Here is a 26,010-nt window from a genome sequence, read left to right as displayed (position 1 = left end):
AATGAATCAAGGGGCTTGTCCCTTTGATTCATGTGCATACAAAAAAGAGCAGCGATGCTGCTCTTTTTCTATGTCGTTTCTTTATGTGAGTAGAACAGGGCTTAGCCCACTTGAGCGAAATGCTTCGCAAAACGCTTGGTTAAGCGAGATTTCTTACGGGAAGCCGTGTTTTGATGCACTAAACCTTTGGAAGAAGCTTTATCCAAAGCGCGGGTAGCTTTATTCAACGCGATTTTAGCGGTCTCGGCGTCCGTACTTAAAGATTCTTCAAAACGACGAATCGTTGTGCGTAAAGTTGATTTTGCAGCCGCATTTTTAATGGTACGGGCTTTGGCCACCTCAACTCGTTTGATTGCGGACTTAATATTCGGCACTTTTGGTCACCCCCTTTGGATCGAATCTTCCTAACATAATACGCAAAGACTATTTTAACATTGAATCCTAAAATTTACAAGAAATTATTCCGAATAAATCAGATAAATAATATTTGGAGAAGTTGCTCAAACTATAGTATGTATTTAGGCACATAAGCCTACAATCAATTTTGAATGGAGGAAACCAAATGTTAGGAATGATTGTACGATTTCTTGTTTCAGCTGTAGTTCTTCTGTTGGTTAGTTACTTAGTACCCGGTCTTCAAGTGGCTGGCTTTACAGGGGCACTCATCGCGGCAGTTGTCATTGCTGTTTTGGGATACGTAGTAGAATTAGCTTTCGGTCGCGAAAAGATTACCCGGATGAGTCGGGGTATCGTCGGATTTTTAGTATCTGCTGTAGTCATTTATGTAAGTCAATTTATCGTGCCCGGTTCCATTAACGTCACCATCTGGGGTGCTTTGCTGGCTTCTTTGGTCATCGGCATCGTCGATTCTTTTGTGCCGACAGAATTACGCTAATTAATGAGCAACAAGGCACTACTTAATTTAGGTATCGCGGACTAAAAAAACATATGGTTCTAAGAAAAACTTGTCCCTCATATTTCTTTAGTAAAGAAGGAAAGGGGGACAAGTTTTTGTTGAAGGAGGAAATGTTCTATACTAAGAAGTTGCGCTGGAGTTTTTGGCCCTCCTCCCGATGGGCTCGGGGTTTTCTGTTTATTTTGCTGACTCTGCTTTTTCTCAGCCTGTTCTTTTATACTATGCAAAAAGGAACCTCTCGAGAATTAATCCGTGTTATGACTCAACAGAGCTTTCCTTTTGAAGCGATCATCTTAGAGGGAATCCCCGGATATTCGTTGCCGGAACGAGAGCATCTCAATCAAGTCAGAGCTCAAGGTGTTTCTTTGGGGACGTTTTTATTGACTGGGGTCAATATCGCGGATGCTCGTACCTATTTCTTAAGTTATTTTACACCTCCACCGGATGGGCCGGCCTGGATAGGCTGGGCTTATAATCCTGGGGATCCAGAGTATGAGGGGGAAATCCCTGAGCTAGAGGAGATTCCGCTTAACCCCAGCCAAGGGGAAGAGGGAGTTGAGAAGCCAGCTCTACCTCTCGATGATGAAGTGTTGGTCGGGATTTACCATACGCATAATGCGGAGAGTTATGCGGGAGATGGAGGTGGGGAACGAGACAAGGGTGGTAATGGGGAAATTATGGGCGTAGGTGATACGTTAAAAGAAAGTCTGGAAAGCAATGGTATACGGGCAGTACAGGCTTTAGACGCACATGAACTTGATGATTTTAATAAAGCCTACAGCAAATCTGTGTATACAGCCACTGCGTTGGTTCGAAATTATCCATCCATAAAACTTCTTTTAGACGTGCATAGGGATGGACTACTGGGGGTCAATAAATCCACTGTAATGGTCGAGGGAAAAGAAGTAGGGCGTGTGATGATAGTAATTGGACAGAAAAATCCTCATTGGAAAGAAAATGAAGCATTGGCTGAAGAGCTTATGGCATTCGCGGAAGCTCGTTACCCAGGGCTATTTATCCCTAAAATAACCTATGCCTCAGATGCTCGTTATAACCAGCATCTCTTAGATGGAGCGATTCTTTTAGAAATTGGCAGCCAGCTCAATACCTTCGGTGAAGCGAAAGGGACAGCGGAAGTACTGGGAGATCTTTTGGCTGAGTGGATCAAAAAAACCTGATGAGTAAGAATGTGTTGCCTGGGGTTTGTCTTTCCCCTTGTATAGAAAAATGGTATAATTCGATATTAGAGAATTTTCACACCAGGACGAACTATTAAAGGGGCGAAACTATGTCAGGTACGCGGACGGTAGCCATGGCGGCCGGGCTCTTAATGCTAACTCAACTCGCATCAAGAATTCTAGGTTTCTTAAGAGAATCTTTGATGGCGAATTTTTATGGTAAAACGGGAGTGACTGATGCGTATCAAACAGCATTTATCCTTCCGGATTTAATATACTGGCTTTTAGTGGGCGGAGTATTAAGTTCTGCCTTTATTCCTGTATTCTCTCAATATATTCATAAGGGCAATGAAGAGGAGGGGTGGCGGGTAGCGAGCTCCTTTATTAATTTGATTCTTTTGCTCTTAAGCGTCTTGGTGATCTTAGCGCTAATTTTTACCCCCCAATTTGTAAAGCTGCAGGTTCCAGGCTTTTCGACAGAAAACCAAGCCCTAACAATTCAATTGACGAGGATTATTCTCATCCAACCACTGCTTCTGGCACTGAGCGGCATCACCATGGGAATCTTAAATTCCTATAAGATATTTTGGCCTAGTGCTCTAGGTACAGTGCTTTATAACGCCAGTGTGATTTTGTTTGGAGTCTTGCTTGCCCGTCCTGATGAACCGGAGACCATTTCCGGGTTTGCGATTGGGGTAGTAGTAGGGGCTTTGCTGAATTTTCTCGTGCAGATTCCAGCTTTGAAACGTCAAGGCCTTCGTTACTATCCCATTATCGATTGGCGGCATCCTGGGGTTCGGAAAATTGCTGTTTTAGCTATACCCATTATTCTTAGCTACTCATTGAACCAAATCCAAGTCGTGGTGAACTCTAACCTAGGTTCCCACCTCATTGAGGGTAGCTTGACGGCAGTTTGGTATTCATATCGGTTATTCCAATTACCCGTGGGTATCTTTGCCCTAGCTATCGCTGTGGCGGTGTTTCCGACCTTGAATGAGCATGCTACGTTGAAGAAATGGAAGGAATTCATCCATACCTCATCAAGAGCAGTCCGGATGGTTATTTTTATTACTCTGCCCATATCGGTAGGCATGATCGCTTTGCGCTATCCTTTGATTCGCGTCCTATTTGAGCATGGAGCCTTTACGTCTGAGGATACCTTGGCCACCGCGATTCCTCTTTTCTATTTTGCTGTCGGAATCTCCGCTCAGTCCGTCATCCAAATCCTGCCGCGCATGTTCTATGCCCTTCAAGATACCTGGACTCCTGTTATTATCGGTATTATTTCGATGCTAGCTAATGTAGGCTTTATGTTTCTTTTGGTCAAACCCTTGCAAACGGGTGGTTTGGCTTTCGCAACTTCCTTAGCCGCTATGCTCAATATGATTTTACTCCTACATCTCCTGCGCAAACGCTTAAAGAGGATTGATGGGTGGAGAATGCTGAACACCTCCCTGAAGACTTTAGTGGCATCCGGTGTGATGGGGATTGGCGTTTGGCTTGGGGGTCAGTGGCTCACCACACTTTGGGGGGTGGGGAAACTCGCCTCGACTTTTGTCTTAATTGCGGGAACCTTCATGGGTGCGTTGATTTTTGCGGTCATAACTAAGATCATGGGTATGGAAGAGTTTGAGCAGACCTTAGGGCTTGTTCAGAAACGCCTTAAGAGGAATGGTCACGAAATATAAACCAGAGCTCAAAGGTTTTCCTACAACCAATCATCAAGGTGCAACAGTTGACGGAATCCTGAGGGCTACCCTTGGCATTTGCATAGTAGAATCTTTTATGGTTTGTCGTCAGAAGTAAATGTGCTATAATTGTTAAAAACCGCATAGAAAGAAAGAAGAAGCGAGCTATTGCTTCTTTTTTCTTTATGGGGGGTGTTGGTAATAAGTACTGAATTAGGACGATCAGCTCATCAGGGGAAGAAACGTATCTTCTCTTTTCTGGGTAAACTTATTTTGGGTATTGCTGTTTTTTGTTTGATGGCCTTCGGCACAGCTTTTATATTAATTTTTCACGGACCATTCACTGAATTAAAAGAACTCTATGTGACAACGGCCATGACGACCTATACCCACCAGTATTTAGCCCATTGGTTTGTCAGCGATGAAGAAATTGCTGCCATCATGGTAAAAAATAAAGTACCGGAGCCTAAAGTAAACACGGATGAAAAAGCAGTGGCAGTCCTTAAGCCTCTGGAGAAGGAGAAACCTGCTCTGGAATTCATTGAAGTCTCGGGAAAAGGCTATAAGGGGTATCTGCTGAAAGTCGGTGATCCACAGCGTGTGCAGTTAGTCGCGACAGAGCAACTGGGGAGTCTTGGTTTGAAGGTTGCGGAATTTGTGGCGAATCATCAAGCTGTGGCAGGAATTAACGCCGGCGGTTTTTCAGACCCTGGTGGAGTGAGCCATGGAGGGACACCGACGGGAATTCTCATGACTGGCGGAAGAATCATCCACAAAGATCCTTTAGAGGTTTATAATTTAATCGGTTTGGATAAAAATCATGTCTTAGTACTAGGTCGTTATACTTTAGAACAGATTGAAGAATTGGGAATTCGGGATGCAGTTTCCTTTGCCCCCTTTCTCATCGTCAACGGAGAGCCGATGATCAAGGCTGGTGATGGAGGTTGGGGGATTGCCCCCCGCACGGCAATCGGACAAACTAGAGACGGTACGATCCTCCTGCTAGTCATCGATGGCAGGCAGTTGGGAAGCATTGGCGCCACATTGAGGGATGTACAAGATATTCTTTTAGAGCATGGGGCGGTAAATGGGGCAAATTTGGACGGAGGCTCATCTTCTACCTTGGTGTACCAGGGAGAAGTAAAGAACAAGCCCAGCAGTCAGTATGGGCCGCGGGAAGTGCCTTCCGCCTTCATCGTCATGAGGGAAGAAGGATTGAGTGGGGATTTTCGCCAAAAAAGACTGGAACGTTTAGAGCGATAGGAAGTTTTTTGCCTCATTTTCTTGCTGAAATAAATCATTGGCAGTATAATAATTGTTTAGAGTGTATCCTCGAAAAAGAGAGAGTTTTTCAGGGAATCACACTGGATTTTGCTGAAATGAGGGGTAAAACTGTGGCACAGGCCTCACAACGAATTAGAAACTTTTCTATCATTGCACATATTGACCATGGTAAGTCGACACTTGCCGACCGTTTGATCGAATATACTGGTGCACTAAGCAAGCGGGAAATGGAAGCTCAAGTTTTAGATAACATGGATTTGGAGAGAGAGCGGGGAATCACGATTAAATTGCAGACCGTTCGTTTGCAATACCCCGCTAAAGACGGACAAGTTTATGAACTGAATCTCATCGATACTCCGGGCCATGTGGATTTTACCTATGAAGTGTCCCGTAGTCTAGCTGCCTGTGAAGGAGCGCTTTTGATTGTGGATGCAGCCCAGGGTATTGAAGCCCAGACCTTGGCCAATGTCTATTTGGCTTTGGAAAATAACTTGGAGATCATCCCAGTCATCAACAAAATTGATTTGCCCAGTGCTGAACCGGAGCGCGTAAAGCAGGAGATTGAAGATGTCATTGGACTAGATGCCAGTGAGGCCATCTTAGCTTCAGCCAAGGCGGGAATAGGGATTGAAGAGATTCTGGAGGCTGTAGTAGCCAAGATTCCTCCTCCTCAGGGTGATGACAATACTCCTTTAAAGGCTTTGATTTTCGATTCTTATTTTGATGCCTATAAAGGTGCTATTTCCTATGTTCGAGTGATGGAAGGCCATGTAACTAAAGGAACGCAAATTAAAATGATGTCCTCGGGTAAAGTTTTTGATGTCACGGAAGTGGGCATGCTTAACCCAGGATTAAGACCCATGACAGATATAAGAGCAGGTCAGGTTGGCTATATTGCTGCTAGCATCAAAAATGTCAGGGATACTCAAGTCGGGGATACCATTACCGATGCTGAAAACTCCGCCCTCTATCCCCTACCGGGATATCGTAAGGCGACCCCTATGGTCTTTTGCGGCTTGTACCCGGTGGAGTCCAACGACTATACCCGGTTGAAGGATGCTTTGGAAAAGCTTCATCTAAATGATTCTAGCTTAGTCTTTGAACCGGAAACATCCAGTGCCCTTGGCTTTGGCTATCGGTGTGGTTTCTTAGGGCTTTTGCATATGGATGTCATTCAAGAACGTCTGGAGCGGGAATATGACCTGAACTTAATTACTACAGCACCAAGCGTAGTCTATCGGGTTAATAAAACCGACGGGGAAGTATTGAAAATTGATAATCCCTCCAATCTTCCCAAGACGGATGAGATTGAAAGCATTGAAGAGCCTATCGTTAAAGCAACAATTATGGTGCCTTCAGAGTATGTGGGGGCGATTATGGAGTTGAACCAGGAAAAGCGCGGTAATTATCTCAATATGAGCTATCTCTCCGCTAACCGAGTTAGCTTAGTCTATGAATTGCCCTTGAGCGAGATCGTTTATGATTATTTTGATCAATTAAAATCCCGGACCAAAGGCTATGCCTCCTTGGATTATGAATTAGCGGGCTATAGAGCAGCTCAATTAGTTAAGCTAGACGTTCTTCTAAATAGCGAGCTGGTGGATGCCCTTTCCTTTATCGTTCATAAGGAAAAATCCTATGCACGCGGTCGCCGCTTAGTAGAGAAGTTGCGGGAGATTATCCCCCGTCAAATGTTTGAAGTGCCGATCCAAGCAGTTATTGGTCAGAAAGTCATCGCGCGAGAAAGTGTGAAAGCCATGCGGAAAGATGTCTTAGCCAAATGTTATGGTGGGGACATTTCCCGTAAGAGGAAACTCTTAGAGAAACAAAAAGAGGGTAAAAAGCGGATGAAGCAAGTAGGGAGTGTAGAGATTCCTCAGGATGCTTTTATGGCGGTACTGAAGATCGACGATTAAGACTCCCTCATAAACTAACGTAGACTAGCTTGAAGCGAACCAATCATGCGATATAGTGAAGCATGGGGTTCGCTCCCTTATTATTCAGGAGAAAGTTTAGGTGCGGTTGATATGCGTTTGGATTGGGTATATTTGTTGTTAGCGGCGATTTTTGAGATGGGATGGGCAGATCCTTCCTAAGAAAGAGGTGCAACTATGCCATCGCTTTATGTCCATGTCCCTTTTTGTATTCGAAAATGTGCCTACTGTGCCTTTTATTCTGTTCCTCTGCAAAGGGCTAAAGTTGAAGACTATTTGAAAGGCCTAAATCAGGAAATTGCCTTGCGGCAAGAGGAAATTCCCGAGGAAGTATCTACCCTATTTATGGGAGGTGGTACTCCTACCGCTTTGAGTGAGATAGAGCTTGAAACCGTCTTCAGCTTGCTTAAGCAAAGATTTAATTTTGCGGCTTCGGCGGAGAAAACTATTGAAGCTAATCCCGGTACCCTAACGGCAGGAAAGCTTCATGTATTAAAGGACCATGGTATCAATCGGATATCTTTGGGTGTTCAATCCTTCAATGATACTTTGCTAAAACGCATTGGGCGAATCCATGGTGCTCAGGATATCCATGATGGGGTGAAGATGGTTCGCGAAGCAGGATTCCATAATCTCAATCTGGATTTAATGTTTGGTTTGCCGGGACAGTCCTTAGAGGATTGGCAAAAGACCTTAGCAGAGGCGATTGAAATTCAACCAGAGCATTTGTCTATCTATGGATTGATGATTGAGGAGAATACACCTCTGGAATTAGACACAGATTTGCTGAAGGACCTGCCGGGAGATGATGCCCAAGCAGAAATGTATGAATTAGGGCAAGAAATGTTAACCAAGGCGGGATACCTCCACTATGAAACTTCAAATTATGCCTTGCCGGGCCATGAATGCCGACATAATCTTGGTTATTGGCATGGGGAAGAGTACCTCGGCCTTGGTCCCGGTGCGGTGTCTTGCCTGAAGAATCGTCGCCGGAAAAATTGTGAGGATTTGGCTTTGTATCGGGAAAAGCTTAATCGAGAAGATTTGCCTATCGATAGTTTGGAAGATGAAAGTCTGACGAACGATCAGCAAAGATCAGAACGGATCATTTTAGGACTGCGTCTTGCCGAAGGGATCAATCTGGAGAATTTTAAAAAAGAGTTTCGCGTTGATCTTTTTGAACTTTATCCCACAGCTTTAGAACGTTATATAAACCGTGGCGTACTACGTGTTGAGGAAGGAAAATTTCTCAAAATGAATCCAGAGTTCTGGTTTGTGGCGAATTCGGTGCTGCAAGAATTTGTATAAGTCAGCAAAGAATCACTTTATAGGTTGTCAGATACTTGACAATCGCGAAAGTGAGCGGTACTATAATATCATAAATCGTTAGCACTCATTAAGGTTGAGTGCTAACAACGAAACGAACGTGGAAGGGCGGTTATGAGTATGCAAATGGATGAGCGAAAGAAAAAAATCCTGAGAGCCATTGTTCAGGATTATGTCAATACAGCTGAGCCAGTCGGCTCCAGGACAATCGCCCGGAAGTTTGACTTAGGTATCTCGCCGGCCACGATTCGTAATGAAATGTCCGATATAGAAGATTTGGGATTGATTGAACAGCCCCATACCTCATCGGGTCGTATTCCATCGGATGCTGGTTATCGTTACTATGTGGATTGCCTGATGGAAAAGACCAAGGTTTCTGAGGACGAAAAGGAAGTTATCGAAAGGGAGACCACTCAGCGGATCGCCGAGATTCAAAGCGTCATTTCTCATTCCAGCAAACTTCTCTCTGAGCTTACCCATTTGACCAGTATTGTCGTAGGGCCAGACAAAGGTAACAGTGTATTTAACCAAATGCACTTCCTTCCTTATCAGTCAGGCAAGGCCATTATGGTCGTTGTCAAGGAAAATGGAGTGGTTGAGAATCAGATTGTTGAGATTGGAGAAAATGTAACTGCTGAGGAACTACAAAGAATCGCGAACGTGTTTAATCATAAGATGCGGGGACATTCCATGACTGAAGTAAAACGGGATTTCCTGCATGAAATCTACAGCGAACTATCACGTCAGCGTTATCTTATTGATCATGCCTTAGAACTCCTAACTGCTATTTTAGACAGCAAACCTAAAGAGACCAATAAAGTTTATCTTGGCGGAACACTCAACATGCTAAACCAGCCTGAATTCCAGGATGTTGAAAAGATCAAAAATCTTTTTCAAGTTTTCGAAGAGGGAGATCAGATTAAGCAGTTTTTGCGTCCGAAGCTCGAGGGTATCACGGTTACCATCGGTGGCGAGAATATCATGAAGGAACTTAAAGATTGCAGCGTGATTACTGGGATTTATTGTGTTGAAGGTGAACCGTTGGGTACGATTGGACTTATCGGACCCACACGAATGGATTATGGTAAGTCGATGGCGATGGTGGAATACATGACAAGAACGCTCACTGAGCTTCTTACCAAGCGACGAAGGAAATAGGAGAGGTGGTTTCAATCATGGTGAATTGGGGCGGGAAAACCCCTCCATCAGCTCAGTCTGGATGGGAAAACAAAGAAGGCAGACAAGACCAATCTGAAAATCTAACGGATACTGTCGAAGAAATTCTGGGGGAGAGTGAGGCTGAGGGCAGGAAGTCTTCCGGGAATCAAGATGTATCTTTAGAGGAAAGAGTACTTACTCTGCAAGCTGCACTTGAGCAAAGCAAGAATCAAGCCGATGAGTATTATGCACATTTGCAACGCCTGCAAGCTGATTTTGACAATTATCGTAAGCGGACAGTAAAGGAAAAGGATGACTACTTAAAATATGCCTCTGAGCGTGTCGTCGAAGGACTACTTCCGGTGCTGGATAATTTCGAAAGAGCTCTTCTGGCCTCTAAAACCAATCAAGATTTCATGTCCTTTGCTCAGGGGGTCGACATGATCTTCAAGCAGATGCAAACGACCCTAGCCAAAGAAGGGCTGGCGGCTATTGAAGCTGTAGGGCAACCTTTTGATCCCAATATGCATGAAGCGGTGCTTCAAGTGGAGTCAGATGAGTATCCGGAAAATACGGTTGTTGAAGAATTACAAAAAGGATATTATCTTAAAGAAAAAGTAATACGCCCTAGCATGGTTAAAGTTTCCTGTTAGGTGTAATAAGGAGGAAGTATTTAATATGGGTAAAGTGATAGGTATTGATTTAGGGACCACAAACTCCTGCGTAGCAGTTATGGAAGGCGGCGAAGCGGTCGTTATTACGAACGCAGAAGGTAATCGCACGACACCCTCCGTGGTAGGGTTTTCCAAAACAGGCGAACGCTTAGTCGGCCAAGTGGCCAAACGGCAGGCGGTTTCTAATGCAGATAAAACAGTACTCTCCGTGAAACGGCATATGGGTACCGATTTCAAAGTGAAGATCGATGATAAGAACTACTCACCCCAAGAAATTTCGGCAATGATTTTAGGCAAACTTAAAACTGATGCTGAAGCTTATCTAGGGCAAACCGTTACTGAGGCAGTCATCACTGTACCTGCGTACTTCACTGATGCTCAGCGTCAAGCGACTAAAGATGCCGGAACCATCGCTGGTTTGGAAGTTAAGCGGATTATTAACGAACCCACAGCAGCAGCTTTGGCCTATGGCTTAGATAAGCAAGAGGATCAAACCGTTTTGGTTTTCGACTTAGGCGGTGGAACCTTCGATGTTTCGGTTCTTGAACTGAGCCAAGGGATGGTTGAGGTTAAAGCGACCAGCGGGAATAATAAACTCGGTGGGGATGATTTTGACCAACGTCTAATTGATCATATGGTAGCTGAATTCAAGAAGGAACAAGGGGTGGATCTGGGCAAAGACCGTGTTGCTCTGCAACGCTTAAAAGAAGCTGCCGAGAAAGCCAAGATTGAGCTTTCCGGAGTGAGCACTTCCAATGTGAATCTGCCCTTTATTACTATGACTGCTGAAGGCCCCGCCCACTTAGATATGAATATTACAAAGTCTAAGTTCGAAGAGTTGACGGCAGATCTAGTTGAGGCAAGTCTTGGACCAACTCGTCAAGCCTTAGCCGATGCTAAATTGTCTTGGAGCGATGTTCATCAAGTTATCCTAGTGGGTGGATCGACACGGATTCCTGCTGTTCAAGACGCCATTAAAAAATTGAGCGGCAAAGAGCCTCATAAGGGTGTCAACCCCGATGAAGTGGTTGCTTTAGGAGCAGCTATTCAAGGTGGGGTTCTCGCCGGCGAAGTGAAGGATATCATTCTCGTAGACGTAACTCCTCTTTCTCTGGGCATTGAGACTTTAGGTGGAGTATTCACACGGATTATTGAACGGAATACAACAGTTCCAACCACCAAGAGCCAGACCTTCTCTACGGCAGCAGATAGCCAAACTTCTGTAGATATCCACGTTCTCCAAGGTGAGCGGGAAATGGCTGCCTATAACAAGACATTGGGAAGATTCCAGCTTTCTGGAATTCCTCCTGCTCCACGCGGTATTCCGCAAATCGAGGTTAAATTCGATATTGATGCCAACGGTATCGTGCATGTCTCGGCTAAGGATATGGCTACAGGCAATGAGCAAAAGGTTACCATCACAGCCTCGACAGGCCTAAGCCAAGATGAGATCGAAAAGATGAAAAAAGATGCCGAAGCTCATGCTGAAGAAGATAAGCAACGCAAAGAGTTAATCGATGCTAAGAACCAAGCGGATTCGACGGTTTACCAAACTGAGAAAACCTTGAAGGACTTCGAAGGCAAGATTGCCGAAAATGAAGTAGAACCGATCAAGAAGGCGCTTGAAGAATTAAAGACCGCTGCTGCGGGAGAAAATCTTGAAGCTATCAAGGAGAAGACCGAAGCAGTAACTAAAGTGCTTTATCCGATCATTGAGAAAATGTACCAACAGACGGGTGGGGAAGCAGGAGGTCCGGACATGGGGACAGACCCAGGAGCCGGTCAAGCCAAAGCTGATGACAATGTCGTTGATGCAGAATATACTGAAGTGAACAAGGATGATAAATAGGCACAGCAAAGTTATAGATGCTGCGGGTGCTAAAGTTAGAATCTAAGAAAAGAAGATTGGGTGCAGGGTTTTCCCTGTGCCCAATCATCATGTACTGAAGGCGCATGCTTCGGAGGGTGAATTAGGAGTGATGGAGGAAACAATGAAACGCGATTATTATGAAGTTTTGGGAGTCTCTAAGGGAGCGGACGAACAAGAAGTTAAAAAAGCCTATCGAAAATTAGCCCGCAAATATCACCCGGATGTTAACCCTGGTGATAAAGAGGCAGAAGACAAGTTCAAAGAGGCGACCGAAGCCTATGATGTCTTAAGTGATTCGGAAAAACGAGCTAAATACGATCAGATGGGTCATGCTGCCTTTGATCCGAACCAGGCTGGCTTTGGCGGTGCGGATTTTGGTGGGTTTGGTGATATCTTCGATATGTTCTTTGGTGGTGGCGGCGGCGGTCAGCGTCGTAATGGCCCCACTCGAGGAAACGATCTGCGGTATGATATGACCATTGCCTTTGAAGAAGCTGCCTTCGGTATCGAAAAGGAGATTCAAGTTCCACGACAAGAGACCTGTACGGAATGTCAAGGTTCAGGCGCAGCTTCCGGAACACATCCGACCACGTGTAGTCAATGTCATGGAACAGGGCAGGTCAAAACCACGCAACGGACTCCCTTTGGAGCGATACAAACAGCCAAAACTTGTCCGACCTGTAATGGCTCGGGACAATTTATATCCTCCCCTTGCAAAGAATGTAGCGGCAGGGGCACCACTCGCCAAGTCAAAACCATCAAAGTCAATGTCCCGGCTGGCTCAGAGGATGGTCTTAATCTTCGTTTTAGCGGCAGCGGGGAAGCCGGATTACGCGGTGGCCCGGCAGGGGATCTTTATGTAGTTTTGAATGTCAAACCCCATAAACTCTTTGAAAGGGAAGGAAACGACGTTTATTGCGAGATGCCTATAACCTTTGTTCAGGCTGCTCTGGGCTCGGAAATTGATATTCCAACCTTGGATGGGAGAGTCAAGATGAAAGTGCCTGAAGGGACTCAGACGGGCACCATTTTCCGCCTCCGAGGACATGGCATCCCTTACCGCCGTGGCAATGGACGAGGGGATCAACATGTGAAGGTCGTCGTGGCTACACCAACAAAGCTCACCGATCGGCAAAAGGAATTGCTCCGTGAATTTGGTGATGTTACCAGCGATCAACAACAAATGGGCAAGAAATCCTTTTTCGAGAAGGTTAAAGATAATATCCGAGATGCCATCGACTTATAAGGAGTAAAGTGAATAATGGGGACAGGTCCCGTTATTCACTCTATTCATTTTTGCGGGGTAGTAATAAGGTTATAATCGTAGTGCATTAGCCCTTTGATGAGGAAGGGATACTGCACGCTGAAAAGGGGTCTGATTCATGAATTGGCGCGAAATTGGGGTAACTGTTTCATCGGCAGGTGAGGAAGCTGTTGCCGATCTTTTTTATCAGCTCGGCTGTCCTGGGGTGAGTATAGAAGATCCGGAACTTTTGAGGAGCTACGTAGAGTCAGGGACTTGGGATTACCATGATTTCGGAGAAGTGGCTTTAACAGGAACTTCTGTAGTCAAAGGCTATATCTGCGAAGATGAAGAACTTCAGGCTAAACTTCGGCAGCTCGATGAAGGTCTTAAAGAATTGCTCCGGAGCTTTCCGGACTGGGTTCTCCAAGTGAAAGGCTTGACAGTCCAGGAGGAAGATTGGGCCACCTCCTGGAAGGCTTATTTTAAGCCGACCCGTATCGGTCAACGCTTTTTAATTAAGCCCACTTGGGAAGATGTGGTCCCGATTCCGACTGATATAATTCTTGAGCTGGATCCCGGCATGGCCTTTGGCACCGGAACTCATGCTACCACATCTTTATGTCTCGAGGCTTTAGAGGAAATCGTGCGGCCTAGAACGCGAGTGTTCGATCTGGGTACAGGTTCGGGAATCTTAGCCATCGCTGCAGCTAAACTCGGTGCTCAGGTAGAGGCCATCGATTTAGATTCAGTTGCTGTAAAAGTAGCCCAAGAAAATGTGGAACTCAATCAGGTCGCAGATCAAGTCAGGGTCCAAAAGGGTGATTTAGGCTCTGTATTAACGGGGCAAGCCGATCTAGTCATCGCCAATATTATTGCTGATGTCATATTGATGCTACTGCCGGATTTGAAGCGAATTCTCAAGGATGATGGTGAATTTCTGGCATCGGGGATTATTGAACATCGTTCGCCCGATGTGGAAGAAGGTATGCGCGAGCACGGTTTAGAAGTCATCGAAAAGAGAGAGGATTCGGGATGGGTGCTTTTACGGGCGAGGTGGCAACGTCATGCATCGCTTTAAAATATCAGAACTAGGCCGAAATGTGTTCTGGCTGCAGGGCCCGGAACGCGATCATCTGGTCCGAGTTTTGCGGCTATCCCCCGGTGATGAAATTATTGGCTTTGATAACTCTGGAGCTGAGTACAAAGCAGTCGTCAACACAGTTGGGGATCATAGTGTTACCTGTGGTATCCTGGAGCAGGACTATCCGGAAGTTGAAGCGCGGACACAAGTTTACTTAGTAACTGGCCTCTCTAAAGGCGAAAAGATGGAGTGGGTCATTCAAAAAGGAACAGAGCTAGGCATGGCTGGCTTAATTCCCCTGCGCACCAAACGGGCTGTGATGAAACTAGAGGGGAACAAAGCAAAAGACCGTGTGGAACGTTGGCAGAAGATCTGCGGAGAAGCGGCAAAGCAATCCCATCGGGTTCGGGAGTCTAAAGTCTATCCGGTCGCTGACTGGAAAGAGCTAAAGGATTTGCTCCCGCCAACGACTCAGTGGATCATACCCTATGAGAATGAGAAGTCTATGACGCTCCGTTCGGTGCTTAAGGAGTTCAATCCTCAAGAACCGATAGCCATCTTAATTGGACCTGAAGGAGGCTTCGAGGAATCTGAAGTTCTCTTGGCCCAAAACACCCTACAGGCTCAAAGTGTTTCTCTAGGACCCCGCATTCTGCGAGCGGAAACGGCGGCTATTGCGACGCTTACCCTGGTGTTGGGCTACTACGGAGACTTGGGATAATGAGCCTCGGCTTGTGCTGTAAATCAAAATCCTTGGGTAGCTTCTGAGGATTTGCTGGAGAAACGTCAATATTTCTACATCGATCAATTAATTAATTCCGAAACGGGGGTGCCCCAATGTCAGATATTCTACAGGAAGCTAATCCGTCGTCCATATCCGAATGCTGCGGCGACAACTTAGATCCACGGACCCCCGGGGTTTGTTTCGTCACCCTTGGGTGTAAAGTCAATCAGACTGAGAGTGAAGCCCTAGGGCAGCTCTTTCGAAATAATGGCTATAAGGTAGTGTCGACCACTGAGAAGGCTGATGTAGTCGTCGTCAACACCTGTACGGTAACCAATACGGGCGATGCTAAGTCGCGTCAAACCATCCGGCGTATGGTCAAGGCACACCCGGATGCCTTTGTGGTCGTCATGGGTTGTTATGCTCAGACAGCACCGGGTGAGATTCTCGATATTGAGGGTGTGGATCTGGTTCTAGGGACTCAGGATCGAGGAAAAATCTTAGAGTGGATTGACCAAGTGCGGCGGGAACAGCAGCCTAAGAGCAGTGTACACACCATCTGGGATGCTAAGGAATTTGAGGAATTACCCTTAATCGAAGAAGAGAGCAGAACACGGGCAACCCTAAAAATTCAAGAAGGGTGTAATAAGTTTTGTACCTATTGCATCATTCCCTATGCTCGTGGGCCTGTAAGAAGCCGTATTCCTGAAAATGCACTCTCTGAAGCGGAGAAGCTCGTTGCTGCCGGTTACAAAGAAATAGTATTAACTGGAATCCATACTGGATCCTATGGAGAAGATCTTGGTGAAGATTGGAATCTTGCCCGATTAGTAAAAGAGATTGCTCAGGTCAAGGGCTTACATCGTTTGCGCCTAAGCTCTATTGAGCCGATGGAATTTACACCAGAGTTAATCGAGATCATCATCACTACCCCAACGGTTTGCCCTCATCTCCATATTCCTCTCCAATGTGGTAGCGATGCTATTTTGACTCGTATGAAAAGGCCATACACAGTAAGTGAGTTCAAAGAGCTGATTCACCGCTTACAGGGTCTTTTGCCGGGCATTGCAATAACGACCGACGTGATCGTCGGTTTCCCCGGCGAGACGGAGGAGAACTTTCAAGAATCATTAGAAACTGTTCGTTCTTGTGGCTTTTCCGGGGTCCATGTCTTTCCTTATTCCAAGCGGAAAGGAACCCCTGCTGCTAAATATCCTGATCAGCTCTCCAATAAAATCAAGGAGCAGCGCGTTAAGGACCTTATGAAGGTGGCAAAGGAAAGTCACGAAGAGTATGTTAACCAATTTTTAGGGCAAGCGATTGAAGTACTTGTTGAATGGGTTAATTCCGAGGGAATAGCCACAGGTCATACGCGGAATTACCTTCAAGTACATTTGCCACCCCGAGAAGGGAAACCCTGGGAAAGTGGCGAATTAGTTGAATGTGTGCTTGAAGAAAGCTACCTACGATTGCCCTAGCACAAGGGCAACGCACATTGCATATAAACATACAGGAGGGTTTTTATGTCAGATTGCATCTTTTGCAAAATTATTAATAAGGAAATCCCCAGTGAGGTGGTCTATGAAGATGAAGTCGTCCTGGCCTTTAAGGATATTAATCCTGTAGCGCCGGTACATGTGTTGATCATTCCTAAGAAACATAGTGAAAGCTTAAATGATCTTAGCCCGGAGGATGAAGCTCTAGTTGGGCACCTGATAATCGTGGCCACACGATTAGCCAAAGAACTAGGAATAGCTGATTCGGGTTATCGCTTGGTTAACAATTGTGGTGATGATGGCGGCCAAGTGGTGAAGCATTTACATTTCCATCTGATTGGCGGAAAACGGTTAGGTATTCACATTTGTTAGTAGAAATGCCGAAGAACGAAATAAAATCTTTATAATTGACCAATAAGTGCCAAAGGGTGACCCACAAGAACTTGACTCACTCCATCACATCCATTATAATAATCTAGTATATCTGTACATGATCCAGTGGAGGGAGGGATAAGATAATGAGCGAAATTAAAGTCGGTAAAAACGAATCCCTAGATAGCGCACTCCGCCGGTTCAAGCGCACTTGTCAGCGTTCAGGCGTATTATCAGAGGCTCGTAAGCATGAGGCCTATGAAAAGCCTAGTGTAAAGCGGAAGAAAAAGTCTGAAGCTGCACGGAAACGTAAGTTCAAGTAAGGAGTTGCACTGAATTGTCCCTTAAAGATCGCCTCGTTGAGGATATGAAGGTTGCCATGAAGGCCAAAGAGGAGGGGAAGGTTAGACTTTCCGTCATCCGTATGGCTCGGGCTGCCATTAAAAATGCTGAAATAGATAAGAGAATTGAATTTTCCGATGAACAAGTCATCGAAGTCTTAGCTAGAGAAGTTAAAATGCGTCGTGATTCGATGGAAGAGTTTTCGAAGGCGAATCGCCCCGATACAGTGAAAGCCCTGGAAGAGGAAATCTCCGTACTCATGGAATACCTTCCTCAGCAGCTTTCTGAGGGGGAAATTCGCCAGTTAGCCCAAGAAACGATTGCCGAAGTCGGTGCTCAAGGACCGAAGGATCTCGGCAAAGTGATGGGCAAAATTACTCCGAAGACAAAAGGACGCGCTGACGGCAAACTGGTAAACCAGATCGTGCGTGAACTTCTAGGATCTTAGCTCAGAAAGACCTGATTGCATTATGCAGTCAGGTCTTTGCACTATCTGAAAGTTTTTTGTTAAAGTTGGAGGTTATTTGATGTCAGTTGAAGCAGTAAAGGAATATTTTCTAAGGAAGGAAAAGGAGTTTCCAATCCTTAAATTTGAGGATATTAGTACAGTAGCTAAGGCGGCAGAATCTTTGGGGGTAACTCCCGGTGAGATTGCAAAATCTCTCCTTTTGAAAGTCAATGATGATTTTATCATAGTGATGATGGCAGGAGATAAAAAGCTCGATAATCGAAAGTTTAAAGATACCTTTAAAGGTAAAGCCAAAATGCCTGCCTTAGAGCAGGTTTTGGAAGTGACAGGACATCCAGTCGGAGGGGTCTGCCCTTTTGGTTTAAGGCAAGCGATTCCCGTGTATTTAGATAAGTCCTTAAAACAATATGAGGAAGTGTTTCCCGCGGCGGGTGCTCCTGATGCTGCTGTCAAACTGGCTGTGGAGGAATTGGAAGAGCTGGTGGCGACGGATTGGGTGGACGTAGCTCAAGGGTGAGCGACATTCACTTTCCCATCCCGAGGAGATAGAGGTATATCAAACTATACATCGTTCGCATAATGTATATACATAGAAGCCCAGCGAGGTGGTGATAAGCATTACGAATGGAATATATTTAGCCTTAGGTGATTCGCTGACAACGGGTTATGGAGTTGGCTTCAATCGATCGTTTGCCACTCTCTACTATGCAGGCTTGTTGTCCAGCTTTCCGAGGCTGAGGTATGAGAATAGTGGAGTGAACGGTCTGACAAGTGGCCAATTGGTGAATATGATCGAGCAAAGCACGATGTATCGAATGATCTCTCAGGCACAGTTTATCACTATAACCATTGGTTCCAATGACCTGTTAGCCATTGGCAAGGGGTTAGTAGCAGGTCAGAGGGCAAATATAAATTTGACCTTTGGAGAATTTCACCATAATCTTATGGCCCTGGGGGAGAGGATCCGTAGTGCTAACCCTACGGCAATTCTTAAACTAGCGAGCATCTACAATCCCCTACCTGATGGGGACCGACAAACGAACGCTTTAGCAAGAACCTTGGTTAAAGAAGCTAATCATGGTGTGAAGCAAATGGCGAGTGCCTATAGGGGAATTGTGGTTCCAATAGCTAAAGCATTTAAAGGAAAAGAGCAGTTAATGCTGGGATCTGACCAGCTCCATCCGAGTATGCTAGGGCATCAAGTCATGGCAGAATGTTTTCTGCGGTATTAAGAGCTGTTAATGAGCAAAAATAAAAAATGCATGAAACACAAAGATGTATCGACGATGATGTCGATACATCTTTTTACTAGTGAACAATGCCGTTGCTGGGATGATTTAAGTTCAAGCATGGGTGAAAGAAGTCAGGATATGAGGTATTCCCAAGTATTTGATGAGCAATTGCGATTGGTGAACAAATTTGCCAGTTTAGATGAAGAAATGCATAATCATGCAACTTGTGTATGGATGCGAAAGAGGAGTAAGATTAGGAAGTGCGTGTTATAGAACAATAGACAACAGACAACTTAAATAGCAGCGGAAGTTGCGTGTGTTATAGTACAAGCATTGTATGATGGAGGAGAGAAAATGATCATGGGAATGGAGCGAGGGCTTCGGGTCGGGACGATGGGATTAACAATGGTAGCGGCAATCATTGGGATAGTTTTCCTTGGTTGGAATTTCCCGGGGGGAGATGAAGGCCAGTGGCAGATAGCCGGACTTACTTTTGATGGGTTAACGGCCTTCTTTCTATTTTTGCTTTTTCTCGGGCAAGGAATTGCTTCACTCTATGGGATGAGCTATATGAAAGAATATGAGGGGAAGAAATCGTTAGTCTCTTTTTCTCTGGCCTGGCTGGGATTTCTCGGTAGCATGACGGGTGTCTTGATAGTCGACCAGGGTTTCTATTTTCTTTTTCTCTGGGAGCTCATGTCCCTTTTCTCCTTTTTTCTTGTAATCTTTGAACATGAGGAAGCATCAAATCGCACAGCAGCTTTTATTTATTTCGTGATGACCCATGTGGGTACGGTTTTTTTGACAGCTGCGATTCTTTATTTATATAGCAAGACAGGAAGCTTTGCTTATACAGATTGGGCTGCTTACGCTCCTGTTTTAAGCCAAGGAGAGAGGAGCTTCCTATTTGTTTTCTTGCTTATAGGCTTTGGGACTAAGGCAGGGCTCGTGCCTTTTCATATTTGGCTTCCCTATGCTCATCCAGTGGCACCTTCTCCTGTCTCGGCGCTGATGTCGGGAGTGATGGTGAAAATTGCTCTTTATATGATGATGAGACTGGTCTGGTTAACCCTCACCCCTATGGAGATATGGTGGGGAGTTGTTCTGCTTGTTCTGGGGGTGCTTTCAGCCTTCGTCGGCATACTCTACGCCTCGATTGCACAGGACGTCAAACGTTTGCTAGCCTATTCTACGGTTGAGAATATTGGGATTCTGGTCACGGCTTTGGGGACGGCTATGATTGCCCAGACTTTGGGTTACTCCGAGATTGTCGTCCTCGCGCTGGCTGCTTTTTTCTGGCATGGACTCCATCATCTGCTCTTTAAATCGACACTCTTTATGGCAGCCGGGAATATCATTCAAGCAACCCATACACGGCGCTTGGATCAACTGGGTGGCCTGCTCAAAAAAATGCCTAGAACTGGCTTGTGGGCTCTTGGAGGAGCCATGGGGCTTTCGGCGTTGCCGCCTTTGGGTGGGTTTTGGGGAGAATGGTTGTTATTCCACTCTTTGTGGAAGACTTCCGTGCAAGTCGGTGGGGGGATGCTTAAGCTTGTGCTACCCTTAATCATTGCTATAATAGCGTTTGTCTCGGCCCTAGCTTTGGCAACTATGGTAAAGTGGTTTGCCGGGGCTTTTCTCGGGCAAGCTCGTTCTCCCCAAGCAGAAGTTGCCCAAGAGCTAGCCTGGCCACAGACCACAGCTATGGGAATTGCCCTGTGTCTGACTTTTCTTCCCGTCCTTTGGCCCCAAGGTCTCTTGGCAATTTTTAACGCACCTATTGGGGTCTTGAGTTTGCCTGCCCTACCTACCACGAACTCGGTGGCCCTGCCCATCTTTGCTGACTTATATCATCTGATTACCCCTTATGCGCTGCTGATGCTGCTATTTACTGGAACACTGTTTCTTTTATCTAAAGGAAAACAGAGAAGAACTTCAGGGACTTGGAATTGTGGCGTTCCCCTGACTTCTCGTATGCAATACACTAGCTTAGGTATTACCATGCCTTTGCGGATCGTATTTAAAAGGATTCTAGCCTTCCACCCCAAGATTGATAAGGAGTATGGAGGAAATCGTTATATATTGCGGTCTTTGCAATATCATAGTCGTATTCGTGAGATGGTGGAGGATGTTATTTATCGGCCGACCATGAAGCTGCTTTTGTGGTGTGCAGATCGAATTCGCATCTTACAAACGGGGAGTATCCATATCTATCTGGCTTATACTCTCGTAACTTTGGTTGTCGTCTTAATTTGGACAATGTAGGGAGGAAAAAGAGATGTCTATGGTTTGGCAACTGGATTGGAAGATAATCGTCTTTTCCTGCTTTCATTTATTACTCTTTTTACTAGCCGCGCCATTACTTCAAGGGTGGATAAAAAAGGTAAAGGCTTTTTGGCAGATGCGTAAAGGGCCTTCCCTTTTACAACCTTATCGTGATCTGCGTAAGTATATGGGTAAGGAAGAGGTTATTTCTGAGCATTCCTCATGGATCTTATTGATTACCCCTTCTATTGCTTTGGGTAGCACACTACTGGCTAGTCTGGTCATTCCCGGTCCCTGGGGAAGTGCACCAATTCAGGGGATGGGGTCTTTGTTCTGGCTGGTAGCCAGCTTTGCACTGGCTCGGTTTTTCCTTGCGCTCGCGGGTTTGGACGCAGGGGGGACTTTCGGAGGCATGGGTAGTAGCAGGGAAGTGTTTGTAGCGGCTCTCGTTGAGCCGGCCTTCATTTTAAGTTTGGTTGTACTGGCCCTGATAACGGGGACCACCTCTCTTACAGGAATGATAGCTGAACTCCAAAGCATATCCATATTCGAGACGCCACGGATACTGGCCTTGCTTGCTCTTGTGCTGATTTCTATTGCTGAGATGGGAAGGATCCCGGTGGATAACCCCGATACTCATCTGGAGTTGACCATGATTCATGAAGGAATGCTTCTCGATTATTCGGGACGTTCGTTGGGCTTTTTGCATTGGGCGGAACAACTCAAGCAGCTGATTCTCCTTCAACTTCTCGCCTTATTGATTGTGCCCGTGAATATGAATCTACTTTATACCCAAGGTGGCGGAATTCAGTTCGGGACTCTCATGACTCAAAGTGTCTTGCAGTTAGGAATGGTGACTCTACTGGGAGCTCTTTTTGCCACGATCGAAAGTATCCATGTCAAGGTGCGCCTATTCCGGATTCCTAATTTTTTGGCGGTTGGTTTAGCTGCGGCCATCTTGGCTCTATTGACACTTTGGATTACGAAAGGAGGGATCTAGGATGGAAGGAACCATGGAAAATCTCCAACAACTAGTACTCTTTATTCTCTTGGCTACAGGTTTGTATATTGTTGGCTGCTCAAAATTGAAGAAGGCCTTGCAGGCTTGGACTTGGCAAGCTGTATTCCTTTCTCTGCTCATCTTACTGGAGGGAATTAAAGAAAAAGAGTTGGAGATGATGGCAATTGCCCTCCTCACCTTAGTGGTCAAGGGTGGAGTGATTCCTTGGGTTCTCCGGCGGACGGCGAGATTATCTCATACCCAATGGGTAGGGGAAGTGTTTCTGCGACGCAACTCTTCTTTGGTAGTGGCTGCGGCTCTGACAATTCTTGCTTATGCTATCACCCAACCTCTCTTATCCTTAGTGGAGCCTTCTCTACGTAACGGCTTAGCGATCGCGTTCGCTTTACTCTTTTACGGGTTATTGCTCATGGTAATTCGCAAAGTAGCTTTAATTCAAGTGGTGGGAATTTTAATTATTGATAATGGCATTTTCTTGGCGGGTTTCCTACTAACGAATGGTATGCCTCTTCTAGTCGAAGTTGGGGTCATCTTTGATATATTGATCGGGGTGTTAATCTTAGGGGTTCTCGCTCAGCGAATGATTCAGAAGTTTGACTCATTGAATGTAGAGCATCTCAATTCTTTGAAAGGTTAGGAAACTAAGATGTTTATAGTCGTGGCTTTTCTCGCAGCTCTCTGTATGCTCATCTCTTCCCGGAATCAAGTTTTAAGGACCATCAATAGCCTAGCGGTTTTGGCTTTATTGGGTTTGGCCGGAGATATGATCTGGCGAGTGTATACTCAAGGACCGCAAAGCATCTGGGGAGGATTCTTTACTTGGGATGCTCTAAGCGCCTTGCTTCTCACTGTCATTGCGGTAATCGCTGCTTACGTGGTTTTATACTCCTTTTCCTATATGGAACACGAGGTGGAAGCAGATAAAGTCCCGCAAAGCCGGTTGCCTTGGTACTATTTTTGGATCTGGATGTTTATTGGTACCATGCTTTGGGTGGTGAGCACCCCGAATCTTGGCTTGCTTTGGGTCGGAATCGAAGGTACCACCTTAGCTACTGCCCTTTTGGTGGGTTTTTATCGAGAGAAACCGGCTGTTGAAGCCGCCTGGAAATATATCGTCCTGTGCACGGTAGGAATTAGTTTCGCTTTGTTAGGAACCATGATTCTTTATGCTGCCTCAGGCAGGGTTAATGGATACAGCTTAGCAGCCTTGGATTGGCGACTACTTGTGAACCTGGCCAACCAATTGGATCCAGCTTTGGTAAAGCTGGGCTTTGTCTTTGCCTTTATCGGCTATGGGGCCAAAGTGGGCTTTGTTCCTATGCATCCTTGGTTACCGGATGCCCATAGTCAAGCTCCTTCCCCCGTCAGCGCCTTATTATCTGGGGTGCTTTTAAACTGTGCCTTATATGCTATCCTGCGTTGGCATATTCTCGTTCGCCAAACCAGTCTTGGCCCGGATTTTTCAGGAAACCTTCTTATTATTTTTGGTCTTCTTTCTTTAGGCGCTATGGTGGCCTTTATTCTTTTGCAGAAGGATATTAAGCGACTCTTAGCTTATTCCAGCGTTGAGCATATGGGGATTATCGCTTTAGGTTTTGGGATAGGGACACCTCTTGCGGTTTGGGGGGCTTGTTTTCACCTGATTCTGCATGCCTTGACTAAAGCCAATCTTTTTGTCGCTGTGGGGCGTGTGGTACAGATGATGGGTACCCGGCAGATCCCCAAGATGAGAGGTATCCTGAGTTTATGGCCTTATACAGGAGGGATGCTACTCATGGGCTTACTTGCCATTACGGGTACCCCGCCTTTTGGAACCTTTCGCTCAGAGATTAATATTATGGCTGGCCTTTTCCAGGCGGGCCATCCTTTCTTGGGATTTTTAACTGCTTTGTTCTTGTCCGTGATCTTTGCCGGCTTTCTATATCACTTTTTGGGGATGCTTTTCGGCAAGCCTAATGAACGCCACCTTGAAGAAAGGGGAGAGGGATCGGCTATGCTTTGGCTAGCCCTACCTCTAGCGCTTGTTCTCATTTTGGGTGTGGTTGTGCCAGAACCCCTTAATCAGGCCTTGAATCAGGTTGTTGAATTGATTCTGGGAGGAGGTGGAGAGTATGGAGAAATTATTAAACTTACAAGTGTATTTTGAGGAACGGGTGAAGGAAAACCCTGAAGGCTATGCGGTGGCCACCTGGACAAAAAACGAGGGACTGGTTTTATTGGATTCTCAGTGCCTGCCCGAGGTCATTCAGCATATCTGGGTAGAAGCAACGACCCGTCCCATGCTTCTGACTCATGTAGGAAATGATGAACGTGAGTTAGGGCATGACTTTGCGCTCTACCTGCTCTTCCATTTTCCGGGGGATTTCACCCTCACCTTGGTAGCTCGCGGCATTAAAGACAGTTACCCTTCTTTAACGATTCTTTGCCCGGCCTTAAATTGGGCAGAGCGAGAGCTCAAGGACCTTATGGGCCTAACCCCTGAGGGGCATCCTGATACGCGCTCCTTGGTCTTGCATCCGGGTTGGCCCGCGGATTTTCATCCGTTGCGAAAATCTAAGCCAAGGACTACGGGAGAGAGAGAAGCCGAAGCATTTGTTTCCCAGCCTCTTTCTTTCACGGCAGCCATAGGCGAAGGGACTTTTGAAATACCGGTGGGTCCTATTCACGCAGGTATTATTGAACCGGGTCATTTTCGTTTTCAAACCGTCGGGGAGACGATTCTTCACCTTGATGCTCAGCTTTTCTATACCCACAAAGGGGTGGAAAGACTTCTGGAAGGAAAGAGTATCGAAGAAGGCTTAAAGATTGTGGAGCGGGTCTGTGGGGTGTGCACGGTCAGTCATGCCTTAGCTTATTGTCAGGCTGTGGAAAAGCTAGGTGGTCTACAGGTTTCTCGCGAAGTCTTGGGCTGGCGTACGGTACTGGCAGAGCTAGAAAGGCTTTATAACCATGTGGGAGATATCGGCAACCTTTGCGCCGGCGTGGGCTTCGCCCTCGGTAATAGCAATGGTTTACAGCATAAGGAACAGCTCCAACGTCTGAATCAGGAACTTTTCGGACACCGTTTTCTGCGTGGAACGGTGACGGTCGGAAAAGCCAAGCGTCCCGCGCAGGAAAGAATAGCTCATTTGCTGGCAAGGCTGGCTGAGCTTGAAAAGGATTTTGAAGAGTGGATTCCTCTGATTCTGGAGCACGATGGATTCCGTCAGCGGGCTATAACCACAGGGGTCCTTCATAAGCAAAGTGCCTTAGATCTGGGGGTCACAGGTCCCGCAGTTCGTGCTTCCGGAGTAGCGCAGGACTGGCGTTCCTGTCATGGCTATCTTCTCTATCCTGAGCTTAATGTAGAGCCCCAAGTGGAGCTGGAGGGAGACGTGTGGGCCCGCCTTATGGTTCGAGTTCGCGAAACGAGGCAGAGTTATGCCCTCCTTAATCAACTGCTCAATGATCAGACAGTAGTAACGAACGCTCATCAAGCCACTCCCGTAAAAAATCTAGAGGAAGTTCGACCTTATGAGTTTGCTTGGGGATGTGCTGAATCACCGCGTGGAACGGATGTCATATGGCTGATGTTAGACCGTGAAGGCAAGATTTATCGTTGTCGAATTCGCTCGGCTTCCTATGCGAATTGGCCCGCTGTGCCCTTAGCGGTACTTGGGAATATTGTTCCAGATTTTCCGCTGATTAATAAGAGTTTTGAACTGTGTTACAGCTGCTGTGATCGTTAAGGAGGG

Annotated in this window: 24 protein-coding genes; 23 read left to right on the top strand and 1 reads right to left on the bottom strand. The window is 46.0% G+C overall.

All coding sequences use genetic code 11. The annotated features are described in order from the left end of the window. Positions 1-101: 101 nt before the first annotated feature. A complete protein-coding gene (gene rpsT, locus DESDI_RS14605) occupies positions 102-374 on the bottom strand; it encodes a 30S ribosomal protein S20 (protein WP_015263387.1) in 273 nt (90 codons plus the stop codon). 188 nt (positions 375-562) lie between these two features. On the opposite strand from rpsT, the gene DESDI_RS14600 reads away from it, so the two are divergent. The 23 genes from DESDI_RS14600 to DESDI_RS14490 all read left to right on the top strand — a co-directional run bounded on the left by DESDI_RS14600 (position 563) and on the right by DESDI_RS14490 (position 26,004). Beyond that, positions 563-895 (top strand): phage holin family protein, encoded by a 333-nt coding sequence (locus DESDI_RS14600; RefSeq protein ID WP_015263386.1) that lies wholly within the window; start codon positions 563-565, stop codon positions 893-895. A gap of 116 nt (positions 896-1,011) precedes the next feature. Continuing rightward, entirely contained in the window at positions 1,012-2,094 is a 1,083-nt protein-coding gene (spoIIP, locus tag DESDI_RS14595) for a stage II sporulation protein P (protein WP_015263385.1), read from the top strand. 110 nt (positions 2,095-2,204) lie between these two features. Continuing rightward, a complete protein-coding gene (murJ, locus tag DESDI_RS14590) occupies positions 2,205-3,782 on the top strand; it encodes a murein biosynthesis integral membrane protein MurJ (RefSeq protein WP_015263384.1) in 1,578 nt (525 codons plus the stop codon). Positions 3,783-3,977: 195 nt separating this feature from the next. After that, the gene (locus tag DESDI_RS14585; RefSeq protein WP_427846171.1) at positions 3,978-5,045 is read left to right on the top strand and encodes a phosphodiester glycosidase family protein; all 1,068 of its coding nucleotides are present in this window, start codon (positions 3,978-3,980) and stop codon (positions 5,043-5,045) included. Positions 5,046-5,176: 131 nt separating this feature from the next. Further along, entirely contained in the window at positions 5,177-6,982 is a 1,806-nt protein-coding gene (gene lepA / locus DESDI_RS14580; RefSeq protein WP_041219995.1) for a translation elongation factor 4, read from the top strand. A 195-nt stretch (positions 6,983-7,177) separates the two neighbouring features. After that, positions 7,178-8,308, top strand: coding sequence for a radical SAM family heme chaperone HemW (hemW, locus tag DESDI_RS14575; protein WP_015263381.1), 1,131 nt, complete (start codon positions 7,178-7,180; stop codon positions 8,306-8,308). Positions 8,309-8,446: 138 nt separating this feature from the next. Next, positions 8,447-9,484, top strand: a complete 1,038-nt coding sequence (gene hrcA / locus DESDI_RS14570) for a heat-inducible transcriptional repressor HrcA (protein ID WP_015263380.1) — start codon at positions 8,447-8,449, stop codon at positions 9,482-9,484. A gap of 17 nt (positions 9,485-9,501) precedes the next feature. Further along, positions 9,502-10,137 (top strand): nucleotide exchange factor GrpE, encoded by a 636-nt coding sequence (gene grpE / locus DESDI_RS14565; protein WP_015263379.1) that lies wholly within the window; start codon positions 9,502-9,504, stop codon positions 10,135-10,137. Between the two features lie 25 nt (positions 10,138-10,162). After that, complete coding sequence (gene dnaK, locus DESDI_RS14560; RefSeq protein WP_015263378.1) at positions 10,163-12,007, top strand: molecular chaperone DnaK; 1,845 nt, start codon at positions 10,163-10,165, stop codon at positions 12,005-12,007. A gap of 142 nt (positions 12,008-12,149) precedes the next feature. Next, positions 12,150-13,274 carry a molecular chaperone DnaJ gene (gene dnaJ, locus DESDI_RS14555; protein ID WP_015263377.1) on the top strand — a complete coding sequence of 375 codons (1,125 nt, stop codon included), beginning with the start codon at positions 12,150-12,152 and terminating at the stop codon, positions 13,272-13,274. A gap of 136 nt (positions 13,275-13,410) precedes the next feature. Beyond that, entirely contained in the window at positions 13,411-14,352 is a 942-nt protein-coding gene (prmA, locus tag DESDI_RS14550; protein WP_015263376.1) for a 50S ribosomal protein L11 methyltransferase, read from the top strand. Further along, on the top strand, positions 14,339-15,076 hold the full coding sequence (locus DESDI_RS14545; protein ID WP_015263375.1) for an RsmE family RNA methyltransferase: 738 nt from the start codon (positions 14,339-14,341) through the stop codon (positions 15,074-15,076). Before prmA ends, DESDI_RS14545 begins: the two co-directional genes overlap by 14 nt. Positions 15,077-15,192: 116 nt before the next feature. Next, on the top strand, positions 15,193-16,557 hold the full coding sequence (gene mtaB, locus DESDI_RS14540) for a tRNA (N(6)-L-threonylcarbamoyladenosine(37)-C(2))-methylthiotransferase MtaB (protein WP_015263374.1): 1,365 nt from the start codon (positions 15,193-15,195) through the stop codon (positions 16,555-16,557). 45 nt (positions 16,558-16,602) lie between these two features. Beyond that, entirely contained in the window at positions 16,603-16,947 is a 345-nt protein-coding gene (locus tag DESDI_RS14535) for a histidine triad nucleotide-binding protein (RefSeq protein ID WP_015263373.1), read from the top strand. 146 nt (positions 16,948-17,093) lie between these two features. Beyond that, positions 17,094-17,270, top strand: a complete 177-nt coding sequence (gene rpsU / locus DESDI_RS14530; protein WP_015263372.1) for a 30S ribosomal protein S21 — start codon at positions 17,094-17,096, stop codon at positions 17,268-17,270. Positions 17,271-17,284: 14 nt separating this feature from the next. Then, the gene (locus tag DESDI_RS14525) at positions 17,285-17,737 is read left to right on the top strand and encodes a GatB/YqeY domain-containing protein (RefSeq protein WP_015263371.1); all 453 of its coding nucleotides are present in this window, start codon (positions 17,285-17,287) and stop codon (positions 17,735-17,737) included. 79 nt (positions 17,738-17,816) lie between these two features. Further along, a complete protein-coding gene (locus DESDI_RS14520; protein WP_015263370.1) occupies positions 17,817-18,275 on the top strand; it encodes a YbaK/EbsC family protein in 459 nt (152 codons plus the stop codon). Positions 18,276-18,363: 88 nt separating this feature from the next. After that, positions 18,364-18,990 (top strand): GDSL-type esterase/lipase family protein, encoded by a 627-nt coding sequence (locus DESDI_RS14515; protein ID WP_015263369.1) that lies wholly within the window; start codon positions 18,364-18,366, stop codon positions 18,988-18,990. A gap of 357 nt (positions 18,991-19,347) precedes the next feature. Then, positions 19,348-21,255, top strand: coding sequence for a proton-conducting transporter transmembrane domain-containing protein (locus DESDI_RS14510; RefSeq protein WP_041219994.1), 1,908 nt, complete (start codon positions 19,348-19,350; stop codon positions 21,253-21,255). Positions 21,256-21,268: 13 nt separating this feature from the next. Beyond that, positions 21,269-22,255 (top strand): respiratory chain complex I subunit 1 family protein, encoded by a 987-nt coding sequence (locus DESDI_RS14505; RefSeq protein WP_015263367.1) that lies wholly within the window; start codon positions 21,269-21,271, stop codon positions 22,253-22,255. Between the two features lies 1 nt (position 22,256). Then, the gene (locus DESDI_RS14500; RefSeq protein WP_015263366.1) at positions 22,257-22,913 is read left to right on the top strand and encodes a hydrogenase; all 657 of its coding nucleotides are present in this window, start codon (positions 22,257-22,259) and stop codon (positions 22,911-22,913) included. A 9-nt stretch (positions 22,914-22,922) separates the two neighbouring features. Beyond that, positions 22,923-24,422 (top strand): hydrogenase 4 subunit F, encoded by a 1,500-nt coding sequence (locus DESDI_RS14495; RefSeq protein WP_015263365.1) that lies wholly within the window; start codon positions 22,923-22,925, stop codon positions 24,420-24,422. Further along, positions 24,388-26,004 (top strand): hydrogenase large subunit, encoded by a 1,617-nt coding sequence (locus tag DESDI_RS14490; RefSeq protein WP_015263364.1) that lies wholly within the window; start codon positions 24,388-24,390, stop codon positions 26,002-26,004. Before DESDI_RS14495 ends, DESDI_RS14490 begins: the two co-directional genes overlap by 35 nt. Positions 26,005-26,010: the final 6 nt, after the last annotated feature.

It is taken from the genome of Desulfitobacterium dichloroeliminans LMG P-21439 (assembly GCF_000243135.2).
GTDB classification, from domain to species: domain Bacteria; phylum Bacillota; class Desulfitobacteriia; order Desulfitobacteriales; family Desulfitobacteriaceae; genus Desulfitobacterium; species Desulfitobacterium dichloroeliminans.
The sequence above is the reverse complement of the archived record's forward strand: the minus strand, read 5'-3'. Positions and strand labels throughout refer to the sequence as shown.

What these genes read in the sequence shown, in the direction of transcription:
- DESDI_RS14490 (WP_015263364.1), top strand. Translation starts at nt 24,388, where the DNA reads ATGGAGAAATTATTAAACTTACAAGTGTATTTTGAGGAACGGGTGAAG.
- dnaK (WP_015263378.1), top strand. Translation starts at nt 10,163, where the DNA reads ATGGGTAAAGTGATAGGTATTGATTTAGGGACCACAAACTCCTGCGTA.
- dnaJ (WP_015263377.1), top strand. Translation starts at nt 12,150, where the DNA reads ATGAAACGCGATTATTATGAAGTTTTGGGAGTCTCTAAGGGAGCGGAC.
- murJ (WP_015263384.1), top strand. Translation starts at nt 2,205, where the DNA reads ATGTCAGGTACGCGGACGGTAGCCATGGCGGCCGGGCTCTTAATGCTA.
- DESDI_RS14520 (WP_015263370.1), top strand. Translation starts at nt 17,817, where the DNA reads ATGTCAGTTGAAGCAGTAAAGGAATATTTTCTAAGGAAGGAAAAGGAG.
- DESDI_RS14500 (WP_015263366.1), top strand. Translation starts at nt 22,257, where the DNA reads ATGGAAGGAACCATGGAAAATCTCCAACAACTAGTACTCTTTATTCTC.
- rpsU (WP_015263372.1), top strand. Translation starts at nt 17,094, where the DNA reads ATGAGCGAAATTAAAGTCGGTAAAAACGAATCCCTAGATAGCGCACTC.
- DESDI_RS14535 (WP_015263373.1), top strand. Translation starts at nt 16,603, where the DNA reads ATGTCAGATTGCATCTTTTGCAAAATTATTAATAAGGAAATCCCCAGT.
- DESDI_RS14545 (WP_015263375.1), top strand. Translation starts at nt 14,339, where the DNA reads ATGCATCGCTTTAAAATATCAGAACTAGGCCGAAATGTGTTCTGGCTG.
- DESDI_RS14495 (WP_015263365.1), top strand. Translation starts at nt 22,923, where the DNA reads ATGTTTATAGTCGTGGCTTTTCTCGCAGCTCTCTGTATGCTCATCTCT.
- mtaB (WP_015263374.1), top strand. Translation starts at nt 15,193, where the DNA reads ATGTCAGATATTCTACAGGAAGCTAATCCGTCGTCCATATCCGAATGC.
- prmA (WP_015263376.1), top strand. Translation starts at nt 13,411, where the DNA reads ATGAATTGGCGCGAAATTGGGGTAACTGTTTCATCGGCAGGTGAGGAA.
- DESDI_RS14505 (WP_015263367.1), top strand. Translation starts at nt 21,269, where the DNA reads ATGTCTATGGTTTGGCAACTGGATTGGAAGATAATCGTCTTTTCCTGC.
- grpE (WP_015263379.1), top strand. Translation starts at nt 9,502, where the DNA reads ATGGTGAATTGGGGCGGGAAAACCCCTCCATCAGCTCAGTCTGGATGG.
- hemW (WP_015263381.1), top strand. Translation starts at nt 7,178, where the DNA reads ATGCCATCGCTTTATGTCCATGTCCCTTTTTGTATTCGAAAATGTGCC.
- hrcA (WP_015263380.1), top strand. Translation starts at nt 8,447, where the DNA reads ATGCAAATGGATGAGCGAAAGAAAAAAATCCTGAGAGCCATTGTTCAG.
- DESDI_RS14600 (WP_015263386.1), top strand. Translation starts at nt 563, where the DNA reads ATGTTAGGAATGATTGTACGATTTCTTGTTTCAGCTGTAGTTCTTCTG.